Origin of the sequence: Flagellimonas alvinocaridis, from assembly GCF_004916895.1 — a bacterium.
Classification (GTDB): domain Bacteria; phylum Bacteroidota; class Bacteroidia; order Flavobacteriales; family Flavobacteriaceae; genus Flagellimonas; species Flagellimonas alvinocaridis.
Window position 1 is genome coordinate 320,595 of the sequence record NZ_SNTZ01000001.1, and the last position, 24,995, is coordinate 345,589.

Annotated in this window: 32 protein-coding genes and 1 tRNA gene; 25 read left to right on the top strand and 8 right to left on the bottom strand. The window is 44.1% G+C overall.

All coding sequences use genetic code 11. The annotated features are described in order from the left end of the window. Nucleotides 1-3 precede the first annotated feature (3 nt). Both xylA and EZV76_RS01410 read left to right on the top strand, forming a co-directional pair. Nucleotides 4-1,329 (top strand): xylose isomerase, encoded by a 1,326-nt coding sequence (gene xylA, locus EZV76_RS01405; protein ID WP_136564810.1) that lies wholly within the window; start codon nucleotides 4-6, stop codon nucleotides 1,327-1,329. Nucleotides 1,330-1,363: 34 nt separating this feature from the next. Continuing rightward, nucleotides 1,364-3,016 (top strand): sodium:solute symporter, encoded by a 1,653-nt coding sequence (locus EZV76_RS01410; RefSeq protein ID WP_136564811.1) that lies wholly within the window; start codon nucleotides 1,364-1,366, stop codon nucleotides 3,014-3,016. Nucleotides 3,017-3,088: 72 nt separating this feature from the next. On the opposite strand, the gene EZV76_RS01415 is transcribed toward EZV76_RS01410, so the two are convergent. Together EZV76_RS01415 and EZV76_RS01420 are read right to left on the bottom strand one after the other, a co-directional pair. Further along, nucleotides 3,089-3,784: a LytR/AlgR family response regulator transcription factor gene (locus EZV76_RS01415; protein ID WP_136564812.1), complete on the bottom strand. Its 696-nt coding sequence runs from the start codon at nucleotides 3,782-3,784 to the stop codon at nucleotides 3,089-3,091. A gap of 3 nt (nucleotides 3,785-3,787) precedes the next feature. Further along, nucleotides 3,788-4,786 (bottom strand): sensor histidine kinase, encoded by a 999-nt coding sequence (locus EZV76_RS01420; RefSeq protein WP_136564813.1) that lies wholly within the window; start codon nucleotides 4,784-4,786, stop codon nucleotides 3,788-3,790. Between the two features lie 47 nt (nucleotides 4,787-4,833). Between EZV76_RS01420 and EZV76_RS17390 the strand changes: the two genes are divergently transcribed. The 5 genes from EZV76_RS17390 (at nucleotide 4,834) to EZV76_RS01440 (ending at nucleotide 8,974) form a co-directional block, all read left to right on the top strand. Beyond that, entirely contained in the window at nucleotides 4,834-4,962 is a 129-nt protein-coding gene (locus EZV76_RS17390) for a hypothetical protein (RefSeq protein WP_262709743.1), read from the top strand. A 67-nt stretch (nucleotides 4,963-5,029) separates the two neighbouring features. Next, a complete protein-coding gene (locus EZV76_RS01425) occupies nucleotides 5,030-5,590 on the top strand; it encodes a YceI family protein (protein ID WP_136564814.1) in 561 nt (186 codons plus the stop codon). 44 nt (nucleotides 5,591-5,634) lie between these two features. Beyond that, nucleotides 5,635-6,144, top strand: a complete 510-nt coding sequence (locus EZV76_RS01430) for a PepSY domain-containing protein (protein WP_136564815.1) — start codon at nucleotides 5,635-5,637, stop codon at nucleotides 6,142-6,144. 285 nt (nucleotides 6,145-6,429) lie between these two features. Next, the gene (locus tag EZV76_RS01435) at nucleotides 6,430-7,443 is read left to right on the top strand and encodes a transporter family protein (RefSeq protein WP_201741806.1); all 1,014 of its coding nucleotides are present in this window, start codon (nucleotides 6,430-6,432) and stop codon (nucleotides 7,441-7,443) included. After that, nucleotides 7,430-8,974: a vanadium-dependent haloperoxidase gene (locus EZV76_RS01440; RefSeq protein ID WP_236640830.1), complete on the top strand. Its 1,545-nt coding sequence runs from the start codon at nucleotides 7,430-7,432 to the stop codon at nucleotides 8,972-8,974. Before EZV76_RS01435 ends, EZV76_RS01440 begins: the two co-directional genes overlap by 14 nt. Nucleotides 8,975-9,105: 131 nt before the next feature. On the opposite strand, the gene EZV76_RS01445 is transcribed toward EZV76_RS01440, so the two are convergent. Then, the gene (locus EZV76_RS01445; RefSeq protein ID WP_136564816.1) at nucleotides 9,106-9,546 is read right to left on the bottom strand and encodes a hypothetical protein; all 441 of its coding nucleotides are present in this window, start codon (nucleotides 9,544-9,546) and stop codon (nucleotides 9,106-9,108) included. A gap of 119 nt (nucleotides 9,547-9,665) precedes the next feature. On the opposite strand from EZV76_RS01445, the gene EZV76_RS01450 reads away from it, so the two are divergent. Genes EZV76_RS01450 through EZV76_RS01465 form a run of 4 tightly spaced genes read left to right on the top strand, consistent with a single transcriptional unit; the run spans nucleotide 9,666 to nucleotide 10,811 of the window. Continuing rightward, nucleotides 9,666-9,905, top strand: coding sequence for a helix-turn-helix domain-containing protein (locus tag EZV76_RS01450; protein ID WP_236640831.1), 240 nt, complete (start codon nucleotides 9,666-9,668; stop codon nucleotides 9,903-9,905). 4 nt (nucleotides 9,906-9,909) lie between these two features. Next, on the top strand, nucleotides 9,910-10,143 hold the full coding sequence (locus EZV76_RS01455; RefSeq protein WP_129655086.1) for a helix-turn-helix domain-containing protein: 234 nt from the start codon (nucleotides 9,910-9,912) through the stop codon (nucleotides 10,141-10,143). Between the two features lie 10 nt (nucleotides 10,144-10,153). Next, nucleotides 10,154-10,405 (top strand): helix-turn-helix domain-containing protein, encoded by a 252-nt coding sequence (locus EZV76_RS01460; protein WP_136564817.1) that lies wholly within the window; start codon nucleotides 10,154-10,156, stop codon nucleotides 10,403-10,405. A 4-nt stretch (nucleotides 10,406-10,409) separates the two neighbouring features. Then, nucleotides 10,410-10,811 carry a hypothetical protein gene (locus tag EZV76_RS01465; protein WP_136564818.1) on the top strand — a complete coding sequence of 134 codons (402 nt, stop codon included), beginning with the start codon at nucleotides 10,410-10,412 and terminating at the stop codon, nucleotides 10,809-10,811. 67 nt (nucleotides 10,812-10,878) lie between these two features. On the opposite strand, the gene EZV76_RS01470 is transcribed toward EZV76_RS01465, so the two are convergent. Further along, on the bottom strand, nucleotides 10,879-11,982 hold the full coding sequence (locus EZV76_RS01470; RefSeq protein ID WP_136564819.1) for an acyltransferase family protein: 1,104 nt from the start codon (nucleotides 11,980-11,982) through the stop codon (nucleotides 10,879-10,881). A 139-nt stretch (nucleotides 11,983-12,121) separates the two neighbouring features. Between EZV76_RS01470 and EZV76_RS01475 the strand changes: the two genes are divergently transcribed. From EZV76_RS01475 to EZV76_RS01485, 3 genes are read left to right on the top strand one after another with little or no spacing between them, the layout of a single operon-like run. Then, the gene (locus tag EZV76_RS01475) at nucleotides 12,122-13,519 is read left to right on the top strand and encodes a sulfatase (RefSeq protein ID WP_236640832.1); all 1,398 of its coding nucleotides are present in this window, start codon (nucleotides 12,122-12,124) and stop codon (nucleotides 13,517-13,519) included. Between the two features lie 6 nt (nucleotides 13,520-13,525). Next, a complete protein-coding gene (locus tag EZV76_RS01480; RefSeq protein WP_136564820.1) occupies nucleotides 13,526-13,933 on the top strand; it encodes a VOC family protein in 408 nt (135 codons plus the stop codon). A 58-nt stretch (nucleotides 13,934-13,991) separates the two neighbouring features. Next, nucleotides 13,992-15,017, top strand: a complete 1,026-nt coding sequence (locus tag EZV76_RS01485) for a serine hydrolase domain-containing protein (protein ID WP_136564821.1) — start codon at nucleotides 13,992-13,994, stop codon at nucleotides 15,015-15,017. 186 nt (nucleotides 15,018-15,203) lie between these two features. On the opposite strand, the gene EZV76_RS01490 is transcribed toward EZV76_RS01485, so the two are convergent. Together EZV76_RS01490 and rseP are read right to left on the bottom strand one after the other, a co-directional pair. Next, nucleotides 15,204-15,277: transfer RNA gene (locus EZV76_RS01490), tRNA-Asn, on the bottom strand. Nucleotides 15,278-15,346: 69 nt separating this feature from the next. Beyond that, nucleotides 15,347-16,702 (bottom strand): RIP metalloprotease RseP, encoded by a 1,356-nt coding sequence (gene rseP / locus EZV76_RS01495; RefSeq protein WP_136564822.1) that lies wholly within the window; start codon nucleotides 16,700-16,702, stop codon nucleotides 15,347-15,349. A 151-nt stretch (nucleotides 16,703-16,853) separates the two neighbouring features. Between rseP and EZV76_RS01500 the strand changes: the two genes are divergently transcribed. The 11 genes from EZV76_RS01500 (at nucleotide 16,854) to EZV76_RS01545 (ending at nucleotide 24,149) form a co-directional block, all read left to right on the top strand. After that, on the top strand, nucleotides 16,854-17,528 hold the full coding sequence (locus EZV76_RS01500; RefSeq protein WP_136565522.1) for an SCO family protein: 675 nt from the start codon (nucleotides 16,854-16,856) through the stop codon (nucleotides 17,526-17,528). 88 nt (nucleotides 17,529-17,616) lie between these two features. Continuing rightward, nucleotides 17,617-17,859, top strand: coding sequence for a FeoA family protein (locus tag EZV76_RS01505; RefSeq protein WP_136564823.1), 243 nt, complete (start codon nucleotides 17,617-17,619; stop codon nucleotides 17,857-17,859). After that, entirely contained in the window at nucleotides 17,856-20,078 is a 2,223-nt protein-coding gene (gene feoB, locus EZV76_RS01510; RefSeq protein ID WP_136564824.1) for a ferrous iron transport protein B, read from the top strand. Before EZV76_RS01505 ends, feoB begins: the two co-directional genes overlap by 4 nt. Further along, complete coding sequence (locus EZV76_RS17165) at nucleotides 20,078-20,224, top strand: hypothetical protein (RefSeq protein ID WP_201741807.1); 147 nt, start codon at nucleotides 20,078-20,080, stop codon at nucleotides 20,222-20,224. Before feoB ends, EZV76_RS17165 begins: the two co-directional genes overlap by 1 nt. 78 nt (nucleotides 20,225-20,302) lie before the next feature. Next, on the top strand, nucleotides 20,303-20,704 hold the full coding sequence (locus EZV76_RS01515; protein ID WP_136564825.1) for a TonB-dependent receptor: 402 nt from the start codon (nucleotides 20,303-20,305) through the stop codon (nucleotides 20,702-20,704). Between the two features lie 92 nt (nucleotides 20,705-20,796). Further along, nucleotides 20,797-21,315: an RNA polymerase sigma factor gene (locus tag EZV76_RS01520; protein ID WP_136564826.1), complete on the top strand. Its 519-nt coding sequence runs from the start codon at nucleotides 20,797-20,799 to the stop codon at nucleotides 21,313-21,315. Between the two features lie 2 nt (nucleotides 21,316-21,317). Then, nucleotides 21,318-22,106, top strand: coding sequence for a HEAT repeat domain-containing protein (locus EZV76_RS01525; protein ID WP_136565523.1), 789 nt, complete (start codon nucleotides 21,318-21,320; stop codon nucleotides 22,104-22,106). A gap of 19 nt (nucleotides 22,107-22,125) precedes the next feature. Then, nucleotides 22,126-22,878 carry a DUF4097 family beta strand repeat-containing protein gene (locus EZV76_RS01530; RefSeq protein ID WP_136564827.1) on the top strand — a complete coding sequence of 251 codons (753 nt, stop codon included), beginning with the start codon at nucleotides 22,126-22,128 and terminating at the stop codon, nucleotides 22,876-22,878. 30 nt (nucleotides 22,879-22,908) lie between these two features. Beyond that, nucleotides 22,909-23,622, top strand: a complete 714-nt coding sequence (locus EZV76_RS01535) for a DUF4097 family beta strand repeat-containing protein (RefSeq protein WP_136564828.1) — start codon at nucleotides 22,909-22,911, stop codon at nucleotides 23,620-23,622. 3 nt (nucleotides 23,623-23,625) lie between these two features. Then, nucleotides 23,626-23,886: a Cif family virulence factor gene (locus EZV76_RS01540; protein ID WP_136564829.1), complete on the top strand. Its 261-nt coding sequence runs from the start codon at nucleotides 23,626-23,628 to the stop codon at nucleotides 23,884-23,886. Further along, nucleotides 23,883-24,149 carry a hypothetical protein gene (locus EZV76_RS01545; RefSeq protein WP_136564830.1) on the top strand — a complete coding sequence of 89 codons (267 nt, stop codon included), beginning with the start codon at nucleotides 23,883-23,885 and terminating at the stop codon, nucleotides 24,147-24,149. The genes EZV76_RS01540 and EZV76_RS01545 overlap by 4 nt, the downstream gene beginning before the upstream one ends. Nucleotides 24,150-24,153: 4 nt before the next feature. Here the strand turns inward: EZV76_RS01545 and EZV76_RS01550 are convergent, their stop codons facing one another. Next, on the bottom strand, nucleotides 24,154-24,546 hold the full coding sequence (locus EZV76_RS01550) for a DUF423 domain-containing protein (RefSeq protein WP_136564831.1): 393 nt from the start codon (nucleotides 24,544-24,546) through the stop codon (nucleotides 24,154-24,156). Nucleotides 24,547-24,561: 15 nt separating this feature from the next. Continuing rightward, nucleotides 24,562-24,969 (bottom strand): DUF2141 domain-containing protein, encoded by a 408-nt coding sequence (locus EZV76_RS01555; RefSeq protein WP_136564832.1) that lies wholly within the window; start codon nucleotides 24,967-24,969, stop codon nucleotides 24,562-24,564. Between the last annotated feature and the right edge of the window lie 26 nt (nucleotides 24,970-24,995).

Sequence of the window (24,995 nt, forward strand, 5' to 3'; positions counted from 1 at the left end):
ATTATGATCACAAAAGGAGATACAGAGTTTTTCAAAGGAATTGGAAAAATACAGTTTGAAGGAAAGGAATCCCATAATCCCATGGCCTTTAAATATTATGATGAGAACAGATTAGTGGGAGGCAAGACCATGAAGGACCATTTTAAGTTTGCCATTGCCTATTGGCATACCTTCACCGGTGTAGGGGCCGATCCTTTCGGGGCGCCTACCCAAGAATTTCCTTGGTTGACCAGTGCAGACCCCATTCAACAGGCCAAGGACAAAATGGATGCCGCTTTTGAATTCATCACCAAAATTGGGGCTCCCTACTATTGTTTCCACGATTTTGACCTGATTGCCGAAGGGAATTCATTGACCGAATCTGAAAAACGATTGGAAATCATTACCGATTACGCCCAAGAAAAAATGAAGGCTTCCGGGGTAAAGCTATTGTGGGGAACCGCAAATTGCTTTAGCAACCCCAAATACATGAACGGGGCGGCCACCAATCCCGACTTTGATGTAGTGGCCCATGCCGGGGCACAAGTGAAAAACGCCTTGGATGCCACCATTAAACTAAATGGAGAAAATTATGTGTTCTGGGGAGGTCGTGAAGGGTATATGTCCCTATTGAACACCGATATGGGCCGCGAACAGGACCATATGGCCCGGTTCCTGCACATGGCCAAGGACTATGCCAGAAAACAAGGGTTCAAGGGAACTTTCTTTATTGAACCTAAACCCATGGAGCCTTCCAAACACCAATATGATTTTGATGCCGCCACGGTCATCGGTTTCCTAACCAAGTATGACCTTTTGGACGATTTCAAACTCAATATCGAAGTCAACCACGCCACCTTGGCCCTGCATACTTTCGAACATGAACTCCAGATTGCGGCAGACAATGGGATGTTAGGAAGCATCGATGCCAACCGGGGCGATTATCAAAACGGATGGGATACCGATCAGTTCCCCGTGGATGTGTATGAGCTGGCCCAAGCCATGCTGGTTATTCTACAAGCAGGTGGTTTTCAGGGCGGTGGAATCAATTTTGACGCAAAGATCCGAAGAAACTCGACCGACCTTGAGGACATCTTTCATGCCCACATCGGTGGAATGGATGCTTTTGCAAGAGCCTTATTGGCCGCCAACGACATATTGGAAAATTCCAATTATATTAGCATGAGGAGGGACCGATATAGCTCGTTTGATTCCGGCACCGGAAAAGCCTTTGAAGATGGTACGCTTTCCTTGATAGACCTATATGCACACGCTTCTAAAAACCCAGAAATCAAAAAGCGTAGTGGAAAACAGGAATTGTTTGAGAACATAATCAATCAGTACATATAAACTAACTTAACTAAGCAAACAAACCAATTTAATTATGGAATCAGTTTTAGAAAGGCCCGACTGGATTGTTCTGGGCATTTACTTCTTGGCCCTGATCGGAGTGGCCGTTTGGGTGGTGGCCCAGAAAAACAAAAACACCGAGGACTATTTTCTGGCAGGTAGAAATGTGGGGTGGTTCGTAATCGGCGCCTCGATTTTTGCATCAAACATAGGCTCGGAACACGTAGTTGGCTTGGCAGGAACCGGATTTGAATCGGGCACACCCATGGCCCATTATGAGCTTCATGCCTGGATTGTTCTACTGCTAGGGTGGCTGTTCCTTCCCTTTTATATACGTAGTGGAGCCTTTACCATGCCCGAGTTCCTCGAAAAACGTTTTGATAGCCGATCGCGCTGGTTCCTATCTATATTTTCATTGGTGGCCTATGTGCTCACCAAGGTTTCCGTGACCATTTATGCAGGAGGAATTGTGGTTTCCGAACTGCTTGGGATTCCATTTTGGTATGGGGCCATTGGAGTAGTGGTCTTTACCGGAATCTATACTGTTGTAGGTGGAATGAAAGCGGTGATCTACACGGAAACCCTACAGACCGTTATCCTGATTTTGGGTTCCTTGATCATTACCTATTTGGGGCTTCAGGAAGTTGGAGGCTGGGGACAGCTTCGGGAAACCGTGACCTCGGTTAGCCCAGACCACTTTAACATGTGGCGCCCCATGAGCGATCCAGATTTTCCGTGGACCGGTCTTTTGATCGGGGGAACCATTGTAGGAATCTGGTATTGGTGTACCGACCAATATATTGTACAGCGAACCTTAGCTGCCAACAACATTAAAATAGGTAGACGTGGGGCCATTTTTGGAGCCTATCTAAAATTGATGCCTATCCTGATTTTCTTGATACCCGGTATCATTGCCTTTGCCCTCACCATTCAAAACCCTGAAGTATTTAGTGTGGAACGTGCCGACAGGGCTTTCCCCATGTTGGTAAAGACCCTTCTACCAGTTGGGTTGAAGGGCTTGGTGGCTGGTGGGCTTATGGCCGCATTGATGAGTTCCCTGGCCTCTGTGTTCAATTCATGTTCCACCATTTTCACCATCGATATCTATAAAAAGCTTCGCCCAGAAAAATCAGAACGGGAACTACTCACCATTGGAAAAATCGCAACGGGCATCATCGTGGTGCTTGGTATTGTTTGGATTCCCATTATGGACAAAATCGGGGGTGGGGTCATGTACCAATACCTTCAAAATGTACAATCCTATATTGCACCTCCCGTAACCACAGTGTTCCTTTTGGGAATCATCTGGAAACGGGTCAATTCAAAGGCGGCCATCACCACACTTTTGGCAGGTCTGGTACTTTTGGTGCTCCGTTTGGGCTCCGAAATTTATTATCAGCCCCAAATCAACTCGGGTGAAGAAGTGTCGGGCTTCCTATTTCAATTCGCCACCGTGAACTTTGCCCACATGGCCATTTTTATGTTCATATTTTCGGTAGCCCTATGTATTGCGGTCACTCTGGCCACGGCCCCTCCAAATTACGCATTGATAAAGGGTCTTTCCTTTGGCACCTTGACTGCAGAGGACCGAGCCGCCACCAAGGGAAGCTATAGCACTGTGGATGTGGTGCTTTCTGTGCTCCTGGTAGTAATTGTGATTGCCATTTTATCCTATTTTACCGGGTAGGATTTAAAAATATCCAATAGGAAAGGCCCGAAAATTCGGGCCTTTTTATTTCAAGAGCAATGTTGTTCTGGATTACAATATGCTATTCAGAAAGTTTTCCTTGTAGGCACGTCCAATAGGGATTTTTGCTCCATTGGTCAAGTACACAAGATTACCGGAGATCTTATCAATTTTTTTGGTGTTGATGATGTGTGATTTGTGCACTTGAAAAAACTGTGGAGGCTCCAATACACTTACCCAATGGCGCAGGGGTTCGTTGGACAGTATCTTTCGGTGTTCCAATCGGATTTCAGTATAATCGGAATCAGACGAAATGGTCAGAATATCATCCACCGCGACCTTGATGTGTTCATGGCTGGACTTTACATAAATCTCTTGGACCGCACTTGATAAAGTTCCTCCATTCTTCAAATCCGTATCTGGTTTTTTGTTCACTTTGTTCACAGCTTGCAAAAAACGTTGGAAAGAAAACGGTTTTAGTAGATAGTCCACCACATTAAGATCATATCCTTCAAGCGCATATTCAGAAAATGCGGTGGTAAGTATCACATTGGGAGGGTCTTGGATACTTTTTAGAAAGTCGATTCCATTGATTTTGGGCAAATGGATATCCAAGAACATCAAATCCACAGATGCATTCTTTAAAAACTCCAGGGCCTGTAACCCATCAGAAAAAGTCCCTACCAGTTCAAGGGAATTTACATCCTTTATGAATTTCTGTAGGATGCGTTGGGCGGGTGGTTGGTCTTCAACAATAATACATCTCATACCCTATGCCTTTTCGAGTTCCAACCTCAAGTATACGTTATAACTTTTATTTTCTTCCTTTATTTCCAGACGATGTTTGTTCGGGTACAACAATTGCAATCTTTTTTGAACGTTTTGAAGCCCAATTCCCTTGGCAACCGTATCCAAGCTGGGCACTACTTCAAAATTGTTCTTACAACGAAACTCTAATACAGAGCCTTCCATTTTTATGGAAATATCTATCTCAATATCCGATGATTGTCCGGATTGACTATGCTTAAAAGCATTCTCTACGAACACAATCAAAATCAATGGAGCAATTCTATGGCCACCATTAATGTTGCTTGTCTTAAAATTAACGTGCCCTCTGGATTCAATCTGAAGCTTGTACAGTTTTATAAAATTGTCCAGATGTTCCAACTCTTTTTTGAGAGGGACAAACTGCTCCTTGGACTCATAGAGCATGTAACGCAATACCCCACTCATCTCTAAAATTATCTCCGGGGTCTTGGGAGAGTTCTGCAATGCATAGGAATATAGATTGTTCAAATTATTGAACAGAAAATGCGGATTGATCTGTGATCGCAAAAACTGAAGCTCGCTTTCTTGAATGGTACTCTGAAGCTCATCTATTTCGGCCTGTTTCTGCAAAGCGTCCCATCCAAATTTACATCCGGACAAAATGGTCATAACGGGCAATACCCCCAATAAGGATAGATACACGCCCGGGAAAGAGGTCCCCCGCTTGGTATTGGGAAACATCAGGGGTTCCAGCACCAATTCTTCCAACAAAATCACAACGGTAACAACAAGGCCAAAAGCAATAAAGAACTGCCAGTACTTCTTCTTGTATAGGTATTTGGGCATTAGAAAATAGGTGATAATGACCGTAGCCGCACTGTAAAACAACAGAAAGATGGCTCGATCTATATCAATACCACCCTCATGTTTGTCAAAAGAGAAAAACAAGAGCACAATAACGTGCAGTACAACCTGAAATAGAAGTTCCTTTCTTGAAATCAAGACGTTGTAATTTATTAAAGGTCAAAACTATGTATAATCCACATTTAATGGAAAATTGTTTTGCCAACAACAAAATTTACCCCTTGAACGACAGTTTAGTTAAAATTTTCATAAAACCTGCTGATGACATGCCCACTCCTACCGTTTACGGAAAAATCATAGAGGCACTCATTTGATTTGACCATATTAGTAGTTATCAATCTCAAAAACAAAAACATCACTAACATTCTAAATGAATCAATCATGAAAAAAACAGCACTGATTTTTTCCCTTCTTGTGGGATCTATGGTATCTGCACAGTCCACTTGGAAATCGGACGGCGCCCACTCCAAAGTTGGATTTGCCATTACCCACCTTATGATCTCTGAAGTGGAAGGCCATTTTGGCGATTTTGACATTACTGCCACTGCTACCGATACTTTTGACGAAGCTCAATTTTCGGTCGATATTAAAACCACCAGTATCGACACAGACAACACCAACCGGGACAACCATTTGCGAAGTGATGATTTTTTTGCCGCCGAGACCCATCCTGCCATCACCTTTAAAAGCAACACCTTTGAAAAGACGGGGGACAAAACCTTTAAACTTACAGGAGACCTTAGCATGCATGGCGTAACCAAGACGGTTACTCTTGATGGAAAGGTAAACGGAATCATTACGGACCAACGCAGCCAAAAGCTCAAAGCGGGACTTAAACTCACCGGCACCGTCAACCGATTGGATTTTGGTGTGGGCGGTGAAACGGCTTCCCTGGGCAATGAAGTTGACCTTACCATTAATCTGGAGATGGCGCAACAATAGACGTATATTTGGGCCCGAAAACAATTTAAAAACAGACCTCCTTCATGGGAAGAAAATCGGAAAACACGTTTCGGGAAATCCACAGATATCTTGGATTTTTCTTGGCCGGAATCATGGCAGTATATGCCATTAGTGGCATTGTACTTACGTTTAGAAATACGGACTACATGAAAAGTGACGTCCAGATCAGTACAACCTTGGAGCCCAACCTCAATGAGGAAACGCTCGGCGCTGCTTTGCGCAAAAGAGGATTCAAGGTAAACCGTACCGAAGGAGACCTATTCTATTTCAGCGGAGGCACTTACAACCAAAAAACAGGGGAAGCTTCCTATACCGAAAAACGTTTGCCCAAGATCCTGGACAACATGAACAAACTCCACAAAATGCACTCCGGCCATCCTTTGTTCTGGCTGGGCATTTTCTTTGGTGTGGCGCTTTTGTTCTTTGCCGTTTCTGCTTTTTTTATGTTTCGTCCCAAGGCCCCCATTTATAAAAACGGGCTGTACTTTGCCGCAGCAGGCTTTGTACTCACCGTGATATTGCTTTTTGTATAGAAAATCTGTACCACTTATATGGATTGGCCACCCTTTTGGGTGGCTTTTTTTATGAAATAGTATCGGTTATCCCGTGTTGCGTAACCTTTGATTATCCTTAATTTCCTCTTTTTAGGTGATTCTTAACCCTCTTAACCCTTCCTTAACCCTTCTTATTTTTCCTTAATCCGTTCGTTAGCGCCTTACTTCTATTTTAGCCCGCGGCATGACCAAACGACCATCATATCAATCATAAAATAGGTTCAGAGTCATTGCCTTGACCTTATTTCCAATCAAAACTAAATAATGATTCCATTAAACAACACTTCTAAAAAGGGTTCTACAGTTGGGTCCAGATTTTCTTGGCCTTATCTGGTGGTCACCCTAACGCTATTTTGCATCTGGTTCCCGAACCCGCTTCAGGCGCAGACCCCCAGTGATGCCTTGATGATGCCCTCCAAGAACATATGCGTCTTGTTTGCCTATGACATGGGCAGCTTTGACCGCTATTGGGAAGGCGGCTATCTACGGTCCAACGAGACCATCGCCACGGTAGACCGTAACACGGTATTGCCCATGGCGGCCATTGGTATTCTGGACGACCTCAACTTTTATATTGGCCTGCCCTTTATCAGTACGGATTCTTCGGAACCCAATGGAGGAAAGTTTACTGGGGCAAGAGGGTTTCAGGATATTGGCTTCGCCTTAAAGTATAGGGCCGTTCAAAAAACCTTGGGCAATGGGGAGCTATCCGTCTTGACCACGGCCGGATTTTCAACTCCCCTCACCAATTATCTGTCCGATTACAAACCCTACAGCATCGGTTCGGGCGCTCCGGAGTTTTCACTGCGGGCCATAAGCCAGTACCAATTGTCCAACGGTTGGTTCGTAAGAGGTTCCTTGGCCCATCTTTGGCGTGGGTATACCGAAGCCGAAAGGGATTACTATTACAACAACGGCAGCTACTATACCGCTTGGATGGATGTCCCCAACGCTTGGACCTATGAGGGTATCGTTGGAAAGTGGTTCTTTGACTACTCGTTCAAGTTGGAATTCAACTATACCGGATTGGATTCTACCAGCGGGGACGATATCAGGGCCTATAATGCCGCACAGCCCACCAATAAGGTAAAGTTTGACCGCATTGGGCTTTCGGCACAATACTATTTTAAATCCTTGAAGGGATTGGGCGTTGTGGCCTACCACAACAGGATCATTGATGGGCGAAACATGCCCAAACTTAGCAATACCGGCTTTGGTATTACCTATCAGTTCAACCCATTCAAAAAACCAATTGAAGTAACCGATGATGTACAATAAGATATCCACCCTACTTTGGGCCATCGCCCTTGTGGTTTTGGCCTCCTGCGAGAAAGACACCCCGCGCTACCTTCCCTATGAAAGTTATGCGTATTCCGAACTTGATGAAAACGGTGGGGACTGGACCCCTGTGCTCCATGATTCCGGGGCCTCGATACCCGTGGATGCGCCCGAGTCTTCCGATTCCCAAGCCTATCAAGCGGAGCTGGCAGACCTGAAAGCCGATATGCAAAGCATGACCTCTGAACAGAAAAAAGCCGTAAAGTATTGGACCAACAATCCGACCATTCGCTGGAACGAGGTTGCCTTGGAACTCATTGCCAAGTACAACCTCATCCCCGGTCCCAATGCCGATGGCACCTATACCCTGCCCAATCCATCCAACCCAGAAGGGCCACCGGCCTTTCCTTTTGCTCATCCACCTTATGCGTGTAGGGCATTGGCCTACATGTCCGTGGCTCAGTTTGATGGCCTCATCAGTGCATGGCATTACAAATACCAATACAACCGGGCAGCACCCTATCAGCAGGATGGGGACATCGATTTTGCGTATGAGGAGAATGCCATCCCTTCCTATCCCTCGGATGGAGCGGTGATCGCAAGGGCCTCACGGAACATCCTTACAGCCATGTTTCCTTTGGAAGCAGAGTATCTGCAAGGTTTGGAAGAAGAACATTTAGAAAGTCTCCGATTGTCCGGCGGACATGTGATGAGCGATGTCACCGCAGGCGTTGCCATTGGTGATGTGGTCTCGGCCACTGCCTTGGCACGGGCTTCCACCGACGGCATGAGCAAAGCGCAGACCCCAAAAGCCGTTTCCGATTCCATTAAACAAGCCGCCTATGACCGTTTTGGTTGGGCTTGGGACAACTTGGAAATACCAGTACGTCCTGTGGGGTTGACACCTCTTTTTGGAAAAGTGACCATGTGGAGCATTGACGATGTGGAAAGTGTACGCCCCATTGCACCGCCGCAACTGGACTCACAGGAATTTTTGGACGATGTGGAACTGCTTAAGGACTACGCCCGCAACATGACGGACGAACATCGCCGGATCGCCAACTTTTGGCAAGATGGACTGGGCACCTACACCCCTCCAGGGCACTGGAACCGCATTGCCAACGAATTTATCGTGGATTATAGATTGAATCCACTTCAGACCACCCGTACCCTAGCCTATATGAACATGGCCATTATGGACTCCGGGATCAGTTGTTGGGATGCCAAATACTATTACCATTATCCCAGACCCATCCAGATGATCGAAGGGTTTGAGACCATCGCCGGAACCCCCAACTTCCCCAGCTACACCTCGGGACACAGTGTGTTTTCGGCAGCGGCATCGGAAGTATTGGCCTATGTTTTCCCGGAAGAGGCCAGTAAGTTCAGGGGTTGGGCCGAAGAGGCCGCCATATCACGAGTGTACGGTGGAATCCATTGGAGTTTTGACGCCACCGTGGGTACCGACCAAGGCCGCGCAGTGGCACAGTATACCATTGATCGCGCCATGGCCGATGGTGCTGACCAATAAAATGGAAGACGCCCTGTAAGCCAAGGGGCAATCTTCCCGACCAACAACATCAGATCAAAACAATCTGAAAAACTAGCTTTACAGGAAAGAGCCCGCCGATATCGGTGGGCTTTTTTACTGCAAACAACCCTTTAGGGTTGGGCCACACCTTGCCGTTCCACCTGCTTTATATGTATAGGATTCACATAACAATGCTGTACCAAGATATGGAGTTTGGGGTCAGGGGCCTCAATGGTAAACTGTAGGTCCAGTTCATCGGTGTTGATCTGCAAAAAACCACGGGCCAAGGGCCTTGGCATGCCCAGTGCATTGCTCTCGAATGGGAATTTAGAAGTGGGTAGCCCAAACCAAAAGGAAAACTGAAACACCAGATGGTCCAACACCTCCATTTGGGGCATCCCAGGCGATGGTGGGGTGTGGATGCGAAGTTTGGCATTCTCTCGAACGATCCTGTTGAGCAACTTGTTCTCATTGAACAAATGGATGTCCAGATATGCGAAGGTAATTTCCAGGGAAGCATTGGGGCGTTGGTCCAAAAAATGTTGGATCTCCCCCAATAGATCAATAGACATGGCAAAGAGATTACAGTTCAGGGGGTTATGCCGGAATTTCTGTAACAATGATACGAAAAATAATTAAAATACCCCATCGAGGGTGTCAATATTTTATTAAACTATAGGCAACTTGGCATGTGCTCAATACCTACACACAAGAAGACAAGGAAATCATGAAGTCGGTTGGTCAGAGAATCCAACAACTTCGCAATGCGAAAGGGCTGACCCAATTCCAACTTTCCATAGAAGCAGATATCACCAAAAATCAGATTGGGAGAATTGAACGTGCAGAACGCAACACCAGTTTGGTTACCCTCAACCGAATTGCCAGTGCCTTGGGAGTTCCCTTGCACACCTTATTTTTGAAAGAGGGTTAGAATCATGCGAAGAAACTACACCCAAGAAGAGTTACAAATCTTAAAAGATTTTGGACTACGGGTTCGAGATTTAAGGGAAGCGGCCGGACTGTCCCAGGCTGCTTTGGAAACAGATGCGAAGATGTCCAAAAATCAGGTTGGGAGAATAGAACGTGGAGAGATCAGTACTTCCATTGTCAATCTCCATCTTTTGGCACAAGCACTGGATGTGCCGATAAAAGATTTTTTTCAATCATAATCCAACACAAATGGGATTTTATGAAAGCGAGCTTGAAAGGCAGGAAAACGAGTTCAAAAAACAGCTTGGTGAAAAAATCAAGGGTCATAGGTCCGCAATCGGGTTATCCCAACATCAATTGGCGTTGGAGGCCAACATCAGCAGAACCCAAATCAGTAGATTGGAGAATGGGGAGGTCAATACCAGTGTCATTAGTTTACTTAGGGTGGCTAGAGCACTTAACCTAAGTAAGGAGCAATTGTTGGATTTATTGGAAAGGTAAAAAAATGAAAAATCCATTTAGAAGAAAGAAAAAACCACAGGTGGAATTTCCGAACGATGAAGTTTTTTGGATTCCTGGAAATTGGAACGATAGAAGTGAAATAGTGGGGTCAATTGCAAAGAACAACATGAATGAATTTGTTTTCGCAGGATATATAATGTTGAATATGAACACTCAAGAATCATTTGGAATTCAAATTCTTGAAAAGTCAGATTTTGACAATTTAGATTTTTTTGGAAAGTTCAAGGATTCCGATTTTTTTATCAGAATGGATTTAACCGAAAGTGAATACAATCAACAAGAATCAATAATTAAAGCGGGAAACGCGATTCTAAAAGCCGGGGGACTCTCAATTTTTGCTGAAAAAAGCAGTTTAATCTATTCAGCAGAGTCTTGGAATACCTGAAAAACGTATGATGCTCTCCAACTTTGCATTTGATTTCTCTTCCTATTGGTTTTGTTCATAAACGTCCTTACACTTTAAAATAGACTTTCTTCCGGTCCAAGAAATAGGTGAGGTGCCAAAAGATAAAGAGCACGAGCAAGGCATTGATTACCATGATCCAATCTTGGGGCAGGCCGATCGGGGCCAAGAGCCCTTCGGTCCAAATCTTTCCAAAATCCTGAAACCATTGCACCCCCACGGTCTCCGCAAACAAATAGATAAAGATGGAGTTGGTGCCCACTACGGAGAATATTTTCAACCAATTGGCCTTATAACCCTTAACATCGATCCCCCAATAGAACAAGGCCAATACCAGAATGGCAATGCCCCCAGAGGCCAAGGTAAAGGAGGTGGTGGCAATCCTTTTGATCATCGGGGTGATGTCCAGCACGTCCATGGCCAGGCCAAGCACCAGAATCCCCAGTCCCCAAATGACGAATGCCTTTAGTTTTTCCTTCGCATCCCTATTGGAGAGCAAAACCTGTCCGCAGACCACGCCCCAAATGGTGTGGGCTGCCGTAGGGATAAAATTGATGAAGACCCAATAACCACTATTGGTCTTTCCCATTACCAGCATATCTACCCAAGAACCAAAACTTTCGCCTTGGTTGTATGGGTTTTCGGGATTGTAGGCCCGGTACAACACTTCGGTCAATACCAAAAGTGCTGCGGATATGGCGAGTTGAACTTTATGGGGAAGCTGCATGATGGCGTAGGCAATCAGTATGGTGAACGCCAACTGCACCAGAACGTTCCAAAGTTCCCAGACCAGTTTATGACTGTAGACACAGTGCAACAGCACCCCAAAACTGAACAGTAGGAAACACCTTTTCAAGATATGGCGGGTCACTGCGCGCTTGTCCCCGTTGGCCAGTCGCTTACGTTTTGAAAAAGGCATGGCCACTCCCACAATGAACATGAAAAAGGGCTGGATCAAGTCCCAAAACCGAAGCCCGTTCCAAGGGTGATGGTGTAATTGATGGGCAAGCCCTTCCAACCAAGTGCCTTCGGCCAAGGCTGAAAAATTAGCGTGAAATCCGGCAGCTTCGGCAATCAATAGGAACATGGTCAATCCCCGGAATACATCCAAGGAAAAAAGACGTTGGGAAACGTTGGTGGTAGATGGCGACATAGATGGTTGGTTGGATACTCGCTACAAGATAGCCCATTTGTCATACATCCCAATGGCACCAAAGCATGAACTAACCCACAAAATGACTTGCGAATTGTATCTTAGTAAGGTCATCAATGAAAAATCAAACCAAACCTTCATGAGGTCAACTCTCTGCATTGCTTTTGTTCTTCTGATACTTTGTATCAGTGCTTGCGATAACCCTTCCCCTACCGTGGAACGGCCTAACATCTTGATCATCAATGTGGATGATATGGGCTGGAAAGATGTGGGCTTTATGGGCAGCACCTATTACGAAACCCCACATATTGATGCGCTCTCGACCCAAGGCATGGTGTTCAGCAATGGCTATGCAGGTGCATCCAACTGTGCCCCGAGCAGGGCCAGTCTTCTTACAGGACAATGGACGCCCCGTCATGGCATCTATACCGTCAATTCCTCCGAGAGGGGTACATCGAAAGACCGAAAGCTCATTCCCATCCGAAACACGACCACACTGGCCCAGACCCATACCACCTTTTCCAAAATATTGCACAAGAACGGCTATGCTACCTGCCATTCGGGCAAATGGCACATCAGCGACAACCCCCTGGATTATGGTTTTGAACTGAACATTGGTGGCGGGCACAATGGGCATCCCAGCAGTTATTACCCGCCATATCAAAATGTAGATCTAAATACAGATGGCGATTGCTACCTTACCGATGTAATCATGGAAAAGACCCTAAAATTTGTGGACACCGTGACCCAACCCTTTCTCCTATATTATGCTCCTTATGCAGTGCACACTCCCATACAGCCTGTGGCAGATCTATTGGGAAAATACCAGCAAAAATCTGGCTCCAACGGACAACACAATGCCGAATATGCCACCATGGTGGAGAATTTGGACAGGAATATTGGGCTATTGATCTCAAAATTGAAGGAAAAGGGTGTTTTTGACCGTACGCTGATCGTTTTTACTTCGGACAATGGCGGACTCTACGGCATTACCCAACAACAACCACTACGGGCAGGTAAGGGAAGCTATTACGAAGGGGGTATCCGCGTACCCTTTTTCTTTGTGATGAAGGACAACATCCCCGCCCATTCCAAAAGCGATGTTCCCATCACCAACTTAGACCTTTTCCCGACCCTGATGCACTATGCCGGAATCCAAGAGGGCCAAAAGGAGTTGGATGGCCATGACCTCTCTCCTATTTTAGAGGGAAAAACCAGTTCATTGGACCGCGAGTTATATTGGCATTTCCCCATTTACTTGGAAGCCTACAATGCCTCAGACAATAAAAACAGGGATAGTTTGTTCCGAACAAGGCCAGGCTCCGTAATACGAAAAGGGGACTGGAAACTGCACTATTATTTTGAAAATGACGAAATTGAACTCTTTAATCTGACAACAGATCGTAGTGAAAGGAACAATTTGGCTTCGCAGGAGCCTGAAAAAAAGGAGGAGCTGCTCAAAGACCTTAAAACATGGTGGGAAGAAACAAAAGCTCCCATTCCTACAACACTGAACCCTGAATATGAAAACAAATAAGAACCTATGAAACCTAGAATCAGTATGGTCTCTTTGGGGGTCGCCGACCTAGGAAAATCCATTGAATTTTATCGCGATGGGCTGGGACTGCCCATGCTCCCCTCTCCTCCCGGCGTTGCCTTTTTTAACCTGAACGGTACATGGCTTGGGCTTTCGGAGCGTGAAAGTTTGGCAGCCGATGCCGGTGTTCCTCCCGAAGGGAGCGGATATACGGGAATAAATTTAGCCCATAACGTAGCTTCGGAAAACGAAGTTATCGAAGTCTTGGAACAGGCCATCAACGCAGGTGCCGTATTGGTGAAATCTGCCCAAAGAGCAGATTGGGGCGGTTTCCATGGCTATTTTAAAGACTTGGACGGTCACCTCTGGGAAGTGGCCCACAATCCGTTTGCTTGGGTGGGTCCCGAGGATTAAACTAGACTTGTAAGGTGATTTCAGTTCAAAGTAATCCTTATACCAACAACCAAGATAAATGACATCAAAAATCTGCATCCACCTTTTGGCCTCAATCTTGTTATTCCTCTTTTTTTCTTGCAAACAGAAAGAGAAACAAGTTTCTGCACAAATTTATACAGCGAACAATGTTTCTATAGAAAACAACTATAGCTATGCTATCTTGGTGTCCAAGAATGGGGAATTGGTTTTTGAAGAGTACTACAACCAAAAGACCAAGGACAGCTTGTGCAATGTGCAATCGTTGACAAAAGGCATTATGAGTGTCCTGATTGGCATAGCAGTTGACAAGGGCTATATAAAAAGTGTGGATGAGCCCATCGTAAACTACTTCCCAACAGAATTTGAAACACTTTCCGATTCCAATAAACGTTCCATCACCATTAAGCATGTATTAAACCAAACTTCAGGACTTGCATGGAAAGGTTATTTGGAACATGGGGCGTGGTTGCAAAGTGAAGACCCCATTGGTTTTGTCCTAAAAAAACCACTTCTGAATGCCCCGGGCACCACCTACAACTACAATTCTGGTGCTACGCATTTGCTGTCCGCGATCATTAGTAGAACTACTGGAATATCTACCGCTGCATTTGCAAATAAGGTACTGTTTACGCCTTTGCGCATAGATGAGGTTGATTGGCAGAGGAGAAATGATGGCCATTATGATGGTAGCGGTCTGGGCCTAAAAATGAAACCTATGGATCTTATGAAAATTGGCCTACTTTTGGAAAACAAGGGCAGACACAATGGGGTTTCCTTAATATCCGAAACTTGGGTGAATACCCTTTTTGATCCCATCGAGAAAAAGCCCACGCAATGGGGGTTAAAAAATTCCAGTCATGGGTATTGCTGGTATAAAGCAACCCTTAATGGTGACCTTATTGATTATGGTATGGGTTATGGGGGGCAGTTTATTATTATGGTCCCTGCCAAGAAGCTTATTGTTGTTTCTACCCACAACCATGACACACCTAACGGAATAGAACAACAAATTGAATTTTTAAATGTGCGTTTGCCCAAATTGATTGACAGATACGGTAGTTAGTATGGTTGCTTTGATTGGAATAGAATCTATTAAAGCTTGAGCAATCTCAAAAAACCAGTAATTTAGTACTTATCAGGCTTTTTCTTTTTTGTTACCATTCGGATTGGCCCAAGATAAAGTTATTGCAAAAGACAGTAGTGTAAAAATGAGAAAAGCCACACTTTCGTATGGCTTTCTTCGCTTTTGCTCCCCCTCTTGGGCTCGAACCAAGGACCCTCTGATTAACAGTCAGATGCTCTAACCAACTGAGCTAAGGAGGAATATTTTACCTTAAGCGGGTGCAAATATAGCAGATTCTTTAATACACTACAAAGAAAAAAACCGCTTTTCTATTTAAAAAGCCATTTGTACAAATCATTACCGTTCGCAAACAGCAATAAACCAATCAATAGGAAGAAGCCCACCATCTGGGCATACTCCAAAAACTTGTCGCTTGGCTTGCGCCCAGTGACCATTTCGTATAATAGGAATGCTACATGCCCCCCATCCAAAGCAGGTATGGGCAAGATGTTCATAAAGGCCAACATAATGGATATAAATGCTGTGGTGGACCAAAAGGTTGCCCAATTCCAGGTATCAGGAAATAGACTACCGATAGCTGCAAATCCTCCAACTCCTTTATATGCCCCAGTTTCTGGGTTAAATATTTTCTTGAGTTGTTTCACATAGCTGGACAAGGTATTTACACCCTTGTTTATACCAGCAGGTATCGCTTCGACAAAAGAATAGTTTTGGGTCTTTATGGAAAAATATCCTTCGTCTTCAAGGTCTTCCATGGTATAACCTCCAACTTCCAAGCCCAACATACCCTCATCATTTACTTGGGCGGTAACATCAGCCTTGGAGCCATCTTCCCTTTGTACCGTTACATTGATTTCCTGACCCTTGTTCTTCTCCAAGAAGTCAATCACTTCATCTCTATATTCGGCTGCTTGACCATTGACGGCCACGAACTTGTCCTTGGCACTAAAGCCAGCATCTTTGTTGTGCGAACTCTTGGGAACCTTATTTACTACAAAAGGAACCCTAAAACTCAAAAACCGTATTTTATCCTCATCTTCAAGCAAGGTGGCAATGAAATCCACTGGGATTTCTTTTTCAATCTGCTGACCATTGCGCTCAATGGTGATGTTGTTCCCATTGATCAACTCACCAAAAACCTTATCAAAAGATTCCAACTCCTTACCATCTACCGCAAGGATTTTGTCTCCTGTTTGTATGCCTAGTTTATCTCCAATACTCTTTTCGGTGACCCAAACCCCGTCCTTAAGGCTCTCCATGGGAATATACTGATCCCCATAGGAATAAGCCATTCCAATGTATATGATTACCGCTAGAATAAAGTTAACCGTGACCCCACCCAGCATTATGATCAGACGTTGCCACGCCGGTTTACTGCGAAATTCCCACGGTTTGGGCTCTTCCTTCATCTGCTCGGTGTCCATACTTTCATCGATCATCCCGGAAATTTTCACATAACCTCCTAAGGGCAGCCACCCAATACCATATACGGTCTCCCCAATTTTCTTCTTGAAAAGGGAAAACTTTACATCAAAAAAGAGGTAGAATTTTTCAACCCGGGTCTTAAAAATCTTAGCGGGAATAAAGTGCCCAAGCTCATGAAGTACAATGAGCAAGGATAAACTAAGAAAGAATTGTATGGTCTTTATAAGTATGGGACTCATCCGAAGTGTTTTGTTAAAACTCACAAAAGTAACCTTTTACCAAGTGATATAAAAACAGCTTTTTGGGCAGAGGTTTGTTTTAAGAAAGATTTAGCAACAAAAACTGGGTTTCACCTTGAAGAATCCTCTTGACAGCCGTAATTTTGCAGCTATGCTTTCCTTCTTTTCAAAATACAAGTTTTTTGGGGCAGTACTATTGATGCTTTCTTCGGTTATCATCTATCTGTTTTACAATGCGCTACAACCCCAAAAAATGCTTCCCGTTTACCAACCTTCCATGGTAGACCCTACCCTTGTTGACAGTACTCTGCACTACAAAAAGAAGTACCATAAGATTGCCGATTTTGAACTCACCAACCAAAACGGAAAAACTGTTACCCAAGAGAATTACAAAGATAAAATCTACGTGGCGGACTTTTTCTTTACCACCTGCCCCACCATTTGTCCTATCATGACAAAAAACATGGCCGAAATACAAGATGCCATTATGGACGATGATGAAGTTATGTTACTCTCCCATTCCGTGACGCCAGTGATAGACTCCGTACCCCAATTGAAAAAGTATGCTTTGGAAAAAGGAGTGGTGGATCGTAAATGGAATTTGGTCACTGGTGATAAAAAACAGATTTATGAGCTGGCCAGAAAATCCTATTTGGCTGTAAAAACGGATGGTGACGGAGGCGCATATGACATGATTCATACAGAAAACTTCATTCTTGTGGATAAAGAACGAAGAATCCGCGGATTTTACGATGGCACTAACAGGGAAGAGATCAACAAACTGCTCGAAGACCTCAAGACTTTAAAAGCCAGTTATGCAGAATAGTTCCAATGGGATCATTTCCTTTTGCATATTGTATTATGTCTTTTTTACGTATTTTTGACGCTAATTAAAATCAATCTAAATAAAAACAGTGGCAACAGTAGCGGATCTTGTACATGGGCAGAAAGGGGTAATCAAAGAGTTTTCCGAACATACCCTTCCCATAAAGCTTTTGGAATTGGGATGTTTGCCCGGCAATATTGTAGAATTGGTACAAGTTGCCCCGCTAAAAGACCCTATTTACATCAACCTGAGTGGAAGTCACATTGCCATTAGACGATCATTGGCCCGGTGTATTGAGTTGGACATTATTGAAGATACCTCGGCCATATGAGCAAGAACATAAATGTTGCCCTGATCGGCAATCCCAATACTGGAAAGACCTCTGTTTTTAATCAATTAACCGGTCTTAAACAAAAGGTCGGTAACTATCCCGGCATCACTGTGGAGAAAAAGGAGGGAATCTGTAAACTTCCTCGAGGTGTTAAAGCCCATATTCTTGATCTTCCAGGCACATACAGCCTTAATACCACCTCTTTGGATGAAAGTGTGGCTGTGGAATTGTTGCTCAACAAAAATAATAAGGACTATCCAGATGTTGCTGTGGTGATCAGCGATGTTGAAAACCTAAAAAGAAACCTCCTTCTTTTTACGCAGATCAAAGACCTTCGCATACCTACCATTCTTGCCATAAACATGGCCGATCGTATGTCACGAAAAGGAATTACCCTTGACATAGCGGCCTTGGAAGAAAAGCTGGACACTAAGATTGCCTTGGTAAGTACCAGAAAAGGGAATGGCATTGATCAGCTAAAGCAACATATTGCGGACTATAAAAGCTTATCCACCAAGCCTAATCTGGATACTACCCGTATAGCACCAGTCTATTTTGGTGGACTACAAAAGGCTTTCCCCAATGAAGACCTTTACAAATTATGGCTGGTCATTACACAGGACGTAAACTTTATGTCCATTGAAAAAAACCGAATAGAAGCCGCCACATCATTTTCCCTTAAATCCAAGGAAGAACTCAAAAGGCTCCAGCATAAGGAAACGGTATTGCGATATCAATTTATCAATAATGCCCTCAAGGAAACCTATAAAGTAGACTTCCAGAATGCCAAAGGGTTCCGAGGCTCCATAGATAAGGTTCTAACACACAAAGTTTTTGGATACTTGATATTTTTTGCCATTCTACTGCTCATATTCCAAGCTATTTTTGATTGGAGCAGCTATCCCATGGATTATATTGATGAACAATTTGCTGCTGGCAGTGAATGGTTAAAAAACACCTTGCCCCCTGGAGTGCTCACAGATTTGTTGGCGGAAGGTATTTTGGCCGGAATTGGGGGCATTGTCATCTTTATTCCTCAAATCGCTTTTTTGTTCCTTTTCATTTCCTTGCTTGAAGAGTCCGGATATATGAGTCGGGTTGTATTCTTGATGGACCGACTTATGCGCCCCTTTGGGCTAAGCGGGAAAAGTGTGGTCCCCCTGATTTCTGGAACGGCCTGCGCCATTCCTGCGGTAATGGCCACTAGGACCATTGAAAATTGGAAAGAACGCTTGATCACAATTTTGGTTACTCCATTTACCACTTGTTCAGCACGCTTACCCGTTTATCTTATTCTCATTGCCTTGGTGATTCCCGAAGGCTCCCTTTTGGGACTTAGTTATCAAGCTTTGACTTTAATGTTGCTTTACCTAATTGGTTTTGGTATGGCCATTTTTTCGGCCATGGTGTTGAACAAAATCATGAGAATAAAGAGTAGGTCACTTTTTCTGGTGGAAATGCCCACCTATCGGATTCCTCTTTTTAAAAATGTAGCCTATACCGTATTGGAAAAAACAAAAAGTTTTGTCTTTGGAGCTGGTAAAATCATCCTGGCCATCTCCATTGTACTTTGGTTTTTGGGATCCAATGGGTTCTCAGATGATTTTCATGATGCTGAAAACATTGTCAACAACCGGATTGAAGCGCAAGGTCTAACCACTTACAGCAAAAATTACATTCAGAACAACATCTCCGATTATACAACTGGCCTAACAGCTGAGCATGAGGGGATTTCCCAAGAAGCTGTACAAGATTCCATTCAGGTTCGTACCGCAGATTTAATTGAACGAGCCAAAGCCCAAGAAATAGCCAGCCATAAATTGGAACATTCATACATTGGCTATGCCGGAAAAGCATTTGAGCCCTTGGTAAGACCTTTGGGCTATGACTGGAAAATTGGAATTGCCGTTCTGACTTCCTTTGCGGCCCGTGAAGTGTTTGTAGGTACCCTTGCCACTATTTACAGTGTAGGTAGTGATGAGGAAGAGACCATAAAGAACCGCATGGCCGCTGAACTGAGTCCTTCGGGAAAACCTTTGTTCAATCTGGCCTCAGGGATCTCTTTAATGTTGTTCTATGCCTTTGCCATGCAGTGCATGAGCACCTTGGCCATTGTAAAACGGGAGACCAATTCATGGAAATGGCCGTTGCTCCAGCTCACTTTTATGAGCATATTTGCGTATCTTACTGCTATGATCGCCTATCAAATCCTCAGCTAATGGAAATTCAGCAACTATTGGTATATGTTATAGTGGCCGTAGCCATAGCCTACTTGGTCTGGAAATTTATATTGCCGAAATCCATGGCCTTTGGCAAAAAGAAAGGTTCCAAATCCTGTGGACAGGACAATTGTGGTTGCGGCTGAGATTTTTTAGTCCACTTTTCTTTTTAAAAATTACTTAGTTCGCTAAAAATTAATAGCTTGTAGGGTAATTGCACCACTATGAAACAGCTATTTACCCTCAGTATTTTGTTCCTTATTTTCTTCTTGGTTAGCTGTTCAGGAACCAAAAGCACAGGTTACAATCCAGAAATCGCCAAAGAGCTTGAGCAACGGAACAAAGGAAACATGAGTCTTCTGCAACGCATACGACAACTTCCGGGTGTAACCTTAAGAAATGGCGTGCCCTACTTTATTAAAGCCTCCAATCAAATTTATGGAGAAAAAGCAACGGAACCTTTGTATGTCCTCAACGGATATATTGTGGGCAACTCCTTTCGGTCCGTGGACCAACTCATCGACAGTTTCCTTGTTGAAAGCATTGAGGCCATCACAGGTGCTCAAGCCGCTGAGTATGGAGTAAGGGGATCTAGTGGGGTCATCAAGATCAAAACTATCCAATAAATGAAATGATATTATTCACATTTTTTTCTTCGTATGTGTAACCTTTTTCAATTTCCTGACTATATAGGATAAACACCAACTAAAAACAGCATTTGGAAGCGCTTTCAGATGAAATACTGATGCAAAAGGTGGCTGAGGGCAATTTGGATGTGCTCAAGGTCCTATTTGACCGACATCACAAACACGTGTACAATTTTTTGTACAAGATGTCCGGCGATAGCATGTTGAGTGAGGATTTGACACAAGATATTTTTTATAAGCTCATCAAATACAGAAGTTCCTATAACAATGGCTCGTTCGTTTCCTGGTTGTTCACCATAGCCCGGAATAGTCTAAAAAGTCATTTTACGAGAAATCACAAGTATCATGATGGTTTGGATGTCCTTGAATACAAATCCGATGGAGATGAAGGTGTGGAAGATTATTCCCAATTACAGCAAGCCCTTAACCAGTTGGACCCTGAAGATCGCGAGCTGATCATCCTAAACCGATTCAAGGAGATACGGTACGAAGAGCTAGCGGAAATCATGGGAAGTACCCCCGGAGCGATGAAGACCAAGGTCTGCCGTATCCTTAAAAAATTGAAGAAAATTTATTTAGAAAGTTTATAGCCATGAAGAATAATCACATTTCGGACTTAATTCCGGCCTATTTGGATGGCATTCTTGATGAAAATACCCTGAAAAAGGTAGAAGAGCATCTATCCCAATGCCCCAACTGTCAAAAAGAATTGGAAGAGATGAAAACGCTGTTCAAGGCTTTTGATGATGACGTTCCCCGTGTACCTACAGATCGACTCAGGAACAAATTTGAGGAAGCTTTGCATGCCGAAAAAGAAAATCTGGGAAAAGTGGTTCCGTTGGCGCCGAAGAAAAAATCCAATTGGGCCACCAATCTGCTCAAAGTTGCCGCCAGCATCGCTCTTTTAGTGGCTTCTTTTCAAATGGGAAGCCTCTTTCAACAAAAAAAGGTCGATGGGGACATTACCGCTTTAAAAGACGAAACCCTTCAAATGAAACAGACCGCCATGCTTTCCTTGATGGAAAACCAATCCGCCAGCAAACGCATACAAGGCGTCAATTATATTGAAGAGTTTGAACATCCGGATGAAGCCATCATACAGGCGTTGGCCAATCGTTTGCTCCATGATGAAAATGACAATGTGCGCCTTACCGCTTTTGAGGCCCTTTCAAAATTCAGCGCATCGGATACCGTAAAGAGTGTTTTCATCAAGGCCCTAGGGAAGGAAAAAAACCCAAGCATCCAGATTGGCATCATTGAGATGTTGGTACAGATACAGGAGAAAAAAGCGATCGCTCCCATGAAAAAACTGTTGGAGCAAGAAGATACGCAGCCTTTCATCAAAGAACAGATCAAAGCAGTATTACCCAAAATAACATAAACATCAAAAAACGAAAATCATGAAAAAAATGACATTTCTTTTCACGGCCCTTATCTTAAGTGCCATGGGCCATGCACAAAACGATTACACCAAATCCCTCAACGGGATAGAATGGGTGAAGATCGAGTCCAAGGCAGACATCACCGTTAGAACGTACGCGTCCAATGAGATTTTGATCAAAGCCGGTGACCGGCATGAGGTTTCAGAACGTGCGAAAGGGCTCCGCCTAGTGGGAGAAGGCGGAAACGACAATACCGAAGTCGGGTTTTATGTGGTACAGGATGGGAACACCTTGATCGTAAAAAACTTGAGGAAATCGGAAGGTGCCGAGATCTTTTTGCCCAAAAACCAAAATGTGGCCGTAAAGAGTACCTGGAACGGAAACATAGAAATTGATGGTTTCGCGGGCGAAATAGAGGCAGACGCCCAACTCAATGGCAGTATTGAAATTTTGGATGTGAACGGTCCTGTTACCGCCAACACCTTAAATGGCGAAGTCACCGTGGGGTTTGGAACCGTCAAGCAAAATTCCCCCATTTCCATTTATTCCACCAATGGCGCTGTGGACGTCACCATGCCTGGAAACACCCCTGCAGACCTTTCCCTAAGTTCGGTGAACGGGGACATCTACACCAATTTTGATCTAAAACGCGAAGAAAAGGATGGGCTTAAATCCGTTTCGGGCCGTAAAGTCAATGCAGCCATAAACAATGGCGGCGTGAACATCTCCCTAAAATCCACCAATGGCAACATCTACCTAAGAAAGCAATAATTGAATTCATCATCTTAAAAACGAATCCTCATGAAAAATGTAATGACCCTAGTATTGATGGGCCTCCTGTGTCTGTCCCTCAATGCGCAGAAAATCATTGAGAAAAACATTTCCTACACCAATCAATTCATAGAATTGGATGTGAAGTTTGCCTATAAAATCGAAGTCAAGACTTGGGAAAAGTCCTCGGTGTATTTTAAGGCGGACATCACTACGGAAGACGGAAAATATTTGGATAAATATAAATTGGACATTGATGAGAGTAACAGTTCCATTACCATCACCTCCAACCCGCAGGATGTTTTTGATGCCTTTCATGACGAGTGGAACAAAAACCGCCCGGAAGGGGAACGGCGCTATTACCATACGCATGAGACCTATCGGTTCAACTATGTGCTCTACGTTCCCAAGAATGCCATTTTCAAAGTGAGCAGCATCAATGGCGATCTAAATGCCGACCTTATCGAGGGAGACTTTACCGCCGACCTTATCAATGGGAATATTGAAATTAAAAAATATGCTGGTGATATGAACCTGAAGACCATCAATGGTGAAATTGACCTAGTCATGAAAAACTCCCGTCTGGTGGCCGAAACCATCCATGGAAATATTTATGCCGATGAACATCTGGAACTGCAAGTGACGGACCGGCATGTAGGTCAAAAAGTGGAAGGCAAATTTGACAACGCCACCCATCGGCTTCGTTTGAACACCATCAATGGAAATATGTACTTAAGGCTTTAGGTCATGAAGATTTTCTATTTGGGATTGCTATGGATTGGCGGAACGGTCCTATCCTGTCAAAATCAAAATGAAACTGTGCCTCTTACCAATACCCGTGAGCAGGATTCCTTGGAGTTGATCCAGATGGTTGCGGACCGGGAAACGGCTATGATCCAAAAAGACATGGCCTTGGCCATGGGTAGGTTCACGGAGGATGCCACTTGGATCAATTCGCAAGGGTATTATTTTGAAGGAAGGGAGGGCTTGAAAAGTTTCATGGCATGATGATGGGCAATGACTCCTTGGCGTACTACTATGAAATAGGAAAGCCCAAAATACGACTATTGGATTCCCAAAATGCGCTAGCCTATTATTCCTGGAAAATGTTCTGGCACAAAAAGGAAGTCCCTTCGGATACCACTTTTAAGGAGATTGGATTAATGACCTTGAACGCCCATAAAGAAAAAGAGGGTTGGAAATGGACCGCGGTGACCAATCAGCATACGCCATGGTTCTATCCGGAAATTACTCCCGTCACGGTTGACTGATACCTTAAAATATAGGCGAGACAAACTTGTAGAGCAGCAAGGCCCAGCCCACAACCAAGAGTAATCCCCCAATTGGGGTTACCGGACCCAAAAAGCGAAGCTTTTCTCCCTTAGCAGCACTCAGGCAGAGTGCATAAATGCTGAAGGAAAACAAAAGGGTGCCAAAAATAAAGCAATTGCTAATGGCCGAATCCAAGGGCTGGTCAAAGCCCAGATTAAAGCCCAAAACCAATAGCACAATGGCATGGTACATTTGATATTTGACCCCTGTCTCAAAACTATGGAGTAGTTCAGGGGTCAATTTCTTTTTAAGGGCATGGGCGCCAAAGGCACCAAAAACAACTGCCAATAATCCATAGAGCGCGCCCATAAGCTGTGTGAGAAAAATGGTTTCCATTTTAGAACATTTTGGTTAGAGATCAATACTGATCTCATAATCTGAAGTAACCTTAAAGGCACACTCCTTGTATTTTGGGGGGCCGAAAGCTTTCATCTTAGCTTTGGAAAAGGCCACTTTCTCCTTTGGAATGCCCAACCAGTTGGTATCCAGTTTCCCGTTGGCGTTTTCATCATGGAAGACGGCCAATGCGTATTCTCCCATGGGCAAATCCTGTATCTCCAAGCTTACCACCCCTTCATGGGCAGGTACCGTTTCGGTTTTAAGGACTTCATCAAACGATAAAAATGAATCATCTGAGTTGTACACCGCTACATTCACATGGCCTTTGGTGGAATCCACATTTTTAATGTGTACCGAAATCGTGTTTTGCGAAAAAAGGGATGCCGGGATTAACACGAACGCTAATAAAATCAGTTTCATAGTAAATTGGGACAATTATTGGGTTG

What these genes read in the sequence shown, in the direction of transcription:
- EZV76_RS01530 (WP_136564827.1), top strand. Translation starts at nt 22,126, where the DNA reads ATGAAAAAAATGACATTTCTTTTCACGGCCCTTATCTTAAGTGCCATG.
- EZV76_RS01525 (WP_136565523.1), top strand. Translation starts at nt 21,318, where the DNA reads ATGAAGAATAATCACATTTCGGACTTAATTCCGGCCTATTTGGATGGC.
- EZV76_RS01455 (WP_129655086.1), top strand. Translation starts at nt 9,910, where the DNA reads ATGCGAAGAAACTACACCCAAGAAGAGTTACAAATCTTAAAAGATTTT.
- EZV76_RS01425 (WP_136564814.1), top strand. Translation starts at nt 5,030, where the DNA reads ATGAAAAAAACAGCACTGATTTTTTCCCTTCTTGTGGGATCTATGGTA.
- EZV76_RS17165 (WP_201741807.1), top strand. Translation starts at nt 20,078, where the DNA reads ATGGAAATTCAGCAACTATTGGTATATGTTATAGTGGCCGTAGCCATA.
- EZV76_RS01440 (WP_236640830.1), top strand. Translation starts at nt 7,430, where the DNA reads ATGATGTACAATAAGATATCCACCCTACTTTGGGCCATCGCCCTTGTG.
- EZV76_RS01545 (WP_136564830.1), top strand. Translation starts at nt 23,883, where the DNA reads ATGATGATGGGCAATGACTCCTTGGCGTACTACTATGAAATAGGAAAG.
- EZV76_RS01410 (WP_136564811.1), top strand. Translation starts at nt 1,364, where the DNA reads ATGGAATCAGTTTTAGAAAGGCCCGACTGGATTGTTCTGGGCATTTAC.
- EZV76_RS01465 (WP_136564818.1), top strand. Translation starts at nt 10,410, where the DNA reads ATGAAAAATCCATTTAGAAGAAAGAAAAAACCACAGGTGGAATTTCCG.
- xylA (WP_136564810.1), top strand. Translation starts at nt 4, where the DNA reads ATGATCACAAAAGGAGATACAGAGTTTTTCAAAGGAATTGGAAAAATA.
- rseP (WP_136564822.1), bottom strand. Translation starts at nt 16,702, where the DNA reads ATGAGTCCCATACTTATAAAGACCATACAATTCTTTCTTAGTTTATCC.
- EZV76_RS17390 (WP_262709743.1), top strand. Translation starts at nt 4,834, where the DNA reads ATGGAAAATTGTTTTGCCAACAACAAAATTTACCCCTTGAACGACAGT.
- EZV76_RS01435 (WP_201741806.1), top strand. Translation starts at nt 6,430, where the DNA reads ATGATTCCATTAAACAACACTTCTAAAAAGGGTTCTACAGTTGGGTCC.
- EZV76_RS01430 (WP_136564815.1), top strand. Translation starts at nt 5,635, where the DNA reads ATGGGAAGAAAATCGGAAAACACGTTTCGGGAAATCCACAGATATCTT.
- EZV76_RS01550 (WP_136564831.1), bottom strand. Translation starts at nt 24,546, where the DNA reads ATGGAAACCATTTTTCTCACACAGCTTATGGGCGCGCTCTATGGATTA.
- EZV76_RS01555 (WP_136564832.1), bottom strand. Translation starts at nt 24,969, where the DNA reads ATGAAACTGATTTTATTAGCGTTCGTGTTAATCCCGGCATCCCTTTTT.
- EZV76_RS01475 (WP_236640832.1), top strand. Translation starts at nt 12,122, where the DNA reads ATGAGGTCAACTCTCTGCATTGCTTTTGTTCTTCTGATACTTTGTATC.
- EZV76_RS01515 (WP_136564825.1), top strand. Translation starts at nt 20,303, where the DNA reads ATGAAACAGCTATTTACCCTCAGTATTTTGTTCCTTATTTTCTTCTTG.
- EZV76_RS01415 (WP_136564812.1), bottom strand. Translation starts at nt 3,784, where the DNA reads ATGAGATGTATTATTGTTGAAGACCAACCACCCGCCCAACGCATCCTA.
- EZV76_RS01470 (WP_136564819.1), bottom strand. Translation starts at nt 11,982, where the DNA reads ATGTCGCCATCTACCACCAACGTTTCCCAACGTCTTTTTTCCTTGGAT.
- EZV76_RS01500 (WP_136565522.1), top strand. Translation starts at nt 16,854, where the DNA reads ATGCTTTCCTTCTTTTCAAAATACAAGTTTTTTGGGGCAGTACTATTG.
- EZV76_RS01535 (WP_136564828.1), top strand. Translation starts at nt 22,909, where the DNA reads ATGAAAAATGTAATGACCCTAGTATTGATGGGCCTCCTGTGTCTGTCC.
- EZV76_RS01445 (WP_136564816.1), bottom strand. Translation starts at nt 9,546, where the DNA reads ATGTCTATTGATCTATTGGGGGAGATCCAACATTTTTTGGACCAACGC.
- EZV76_RS01480 (WP_136564820.1), top strand. Translation starts at nt 13,526, where the DNA reads ATGAAACCTAGAATCAGTATGGTCTCTTTGGGGGTCGCCGACCTAGGA.
- EZV76_RS01485 (WP_136564821.1), top strand. Translation starts at nt 13,992, where the DNA reads ATGACATCAAAAATCTGCATCCACCTTTTGGCCTCAATCTTGTTATTC.
- EZV76_RS01540 (WP_136564829.1), top strand. Translation starts at nt 23,626, where the DNA reads ATGAAGATTTTCTATTTGGGATTGCTATGGATTGGCGGAACGGTCCTA.
- feoB (WP_136564824.1), top strand. Translation starts at nt 17,856, where the DNA reads ATGAGCAAGAACATAAATGTTGCCCTGATCGGCAATCCCAATACTGGA.
- EZV76_RS01460 (WP_136564817.1), top strand. Translation starts at nt 10,154, where the DNA reads ATGGGATTTTATGAAAGCGAGCTTGAAAGGCAGGAAAACGAGTTCAAA.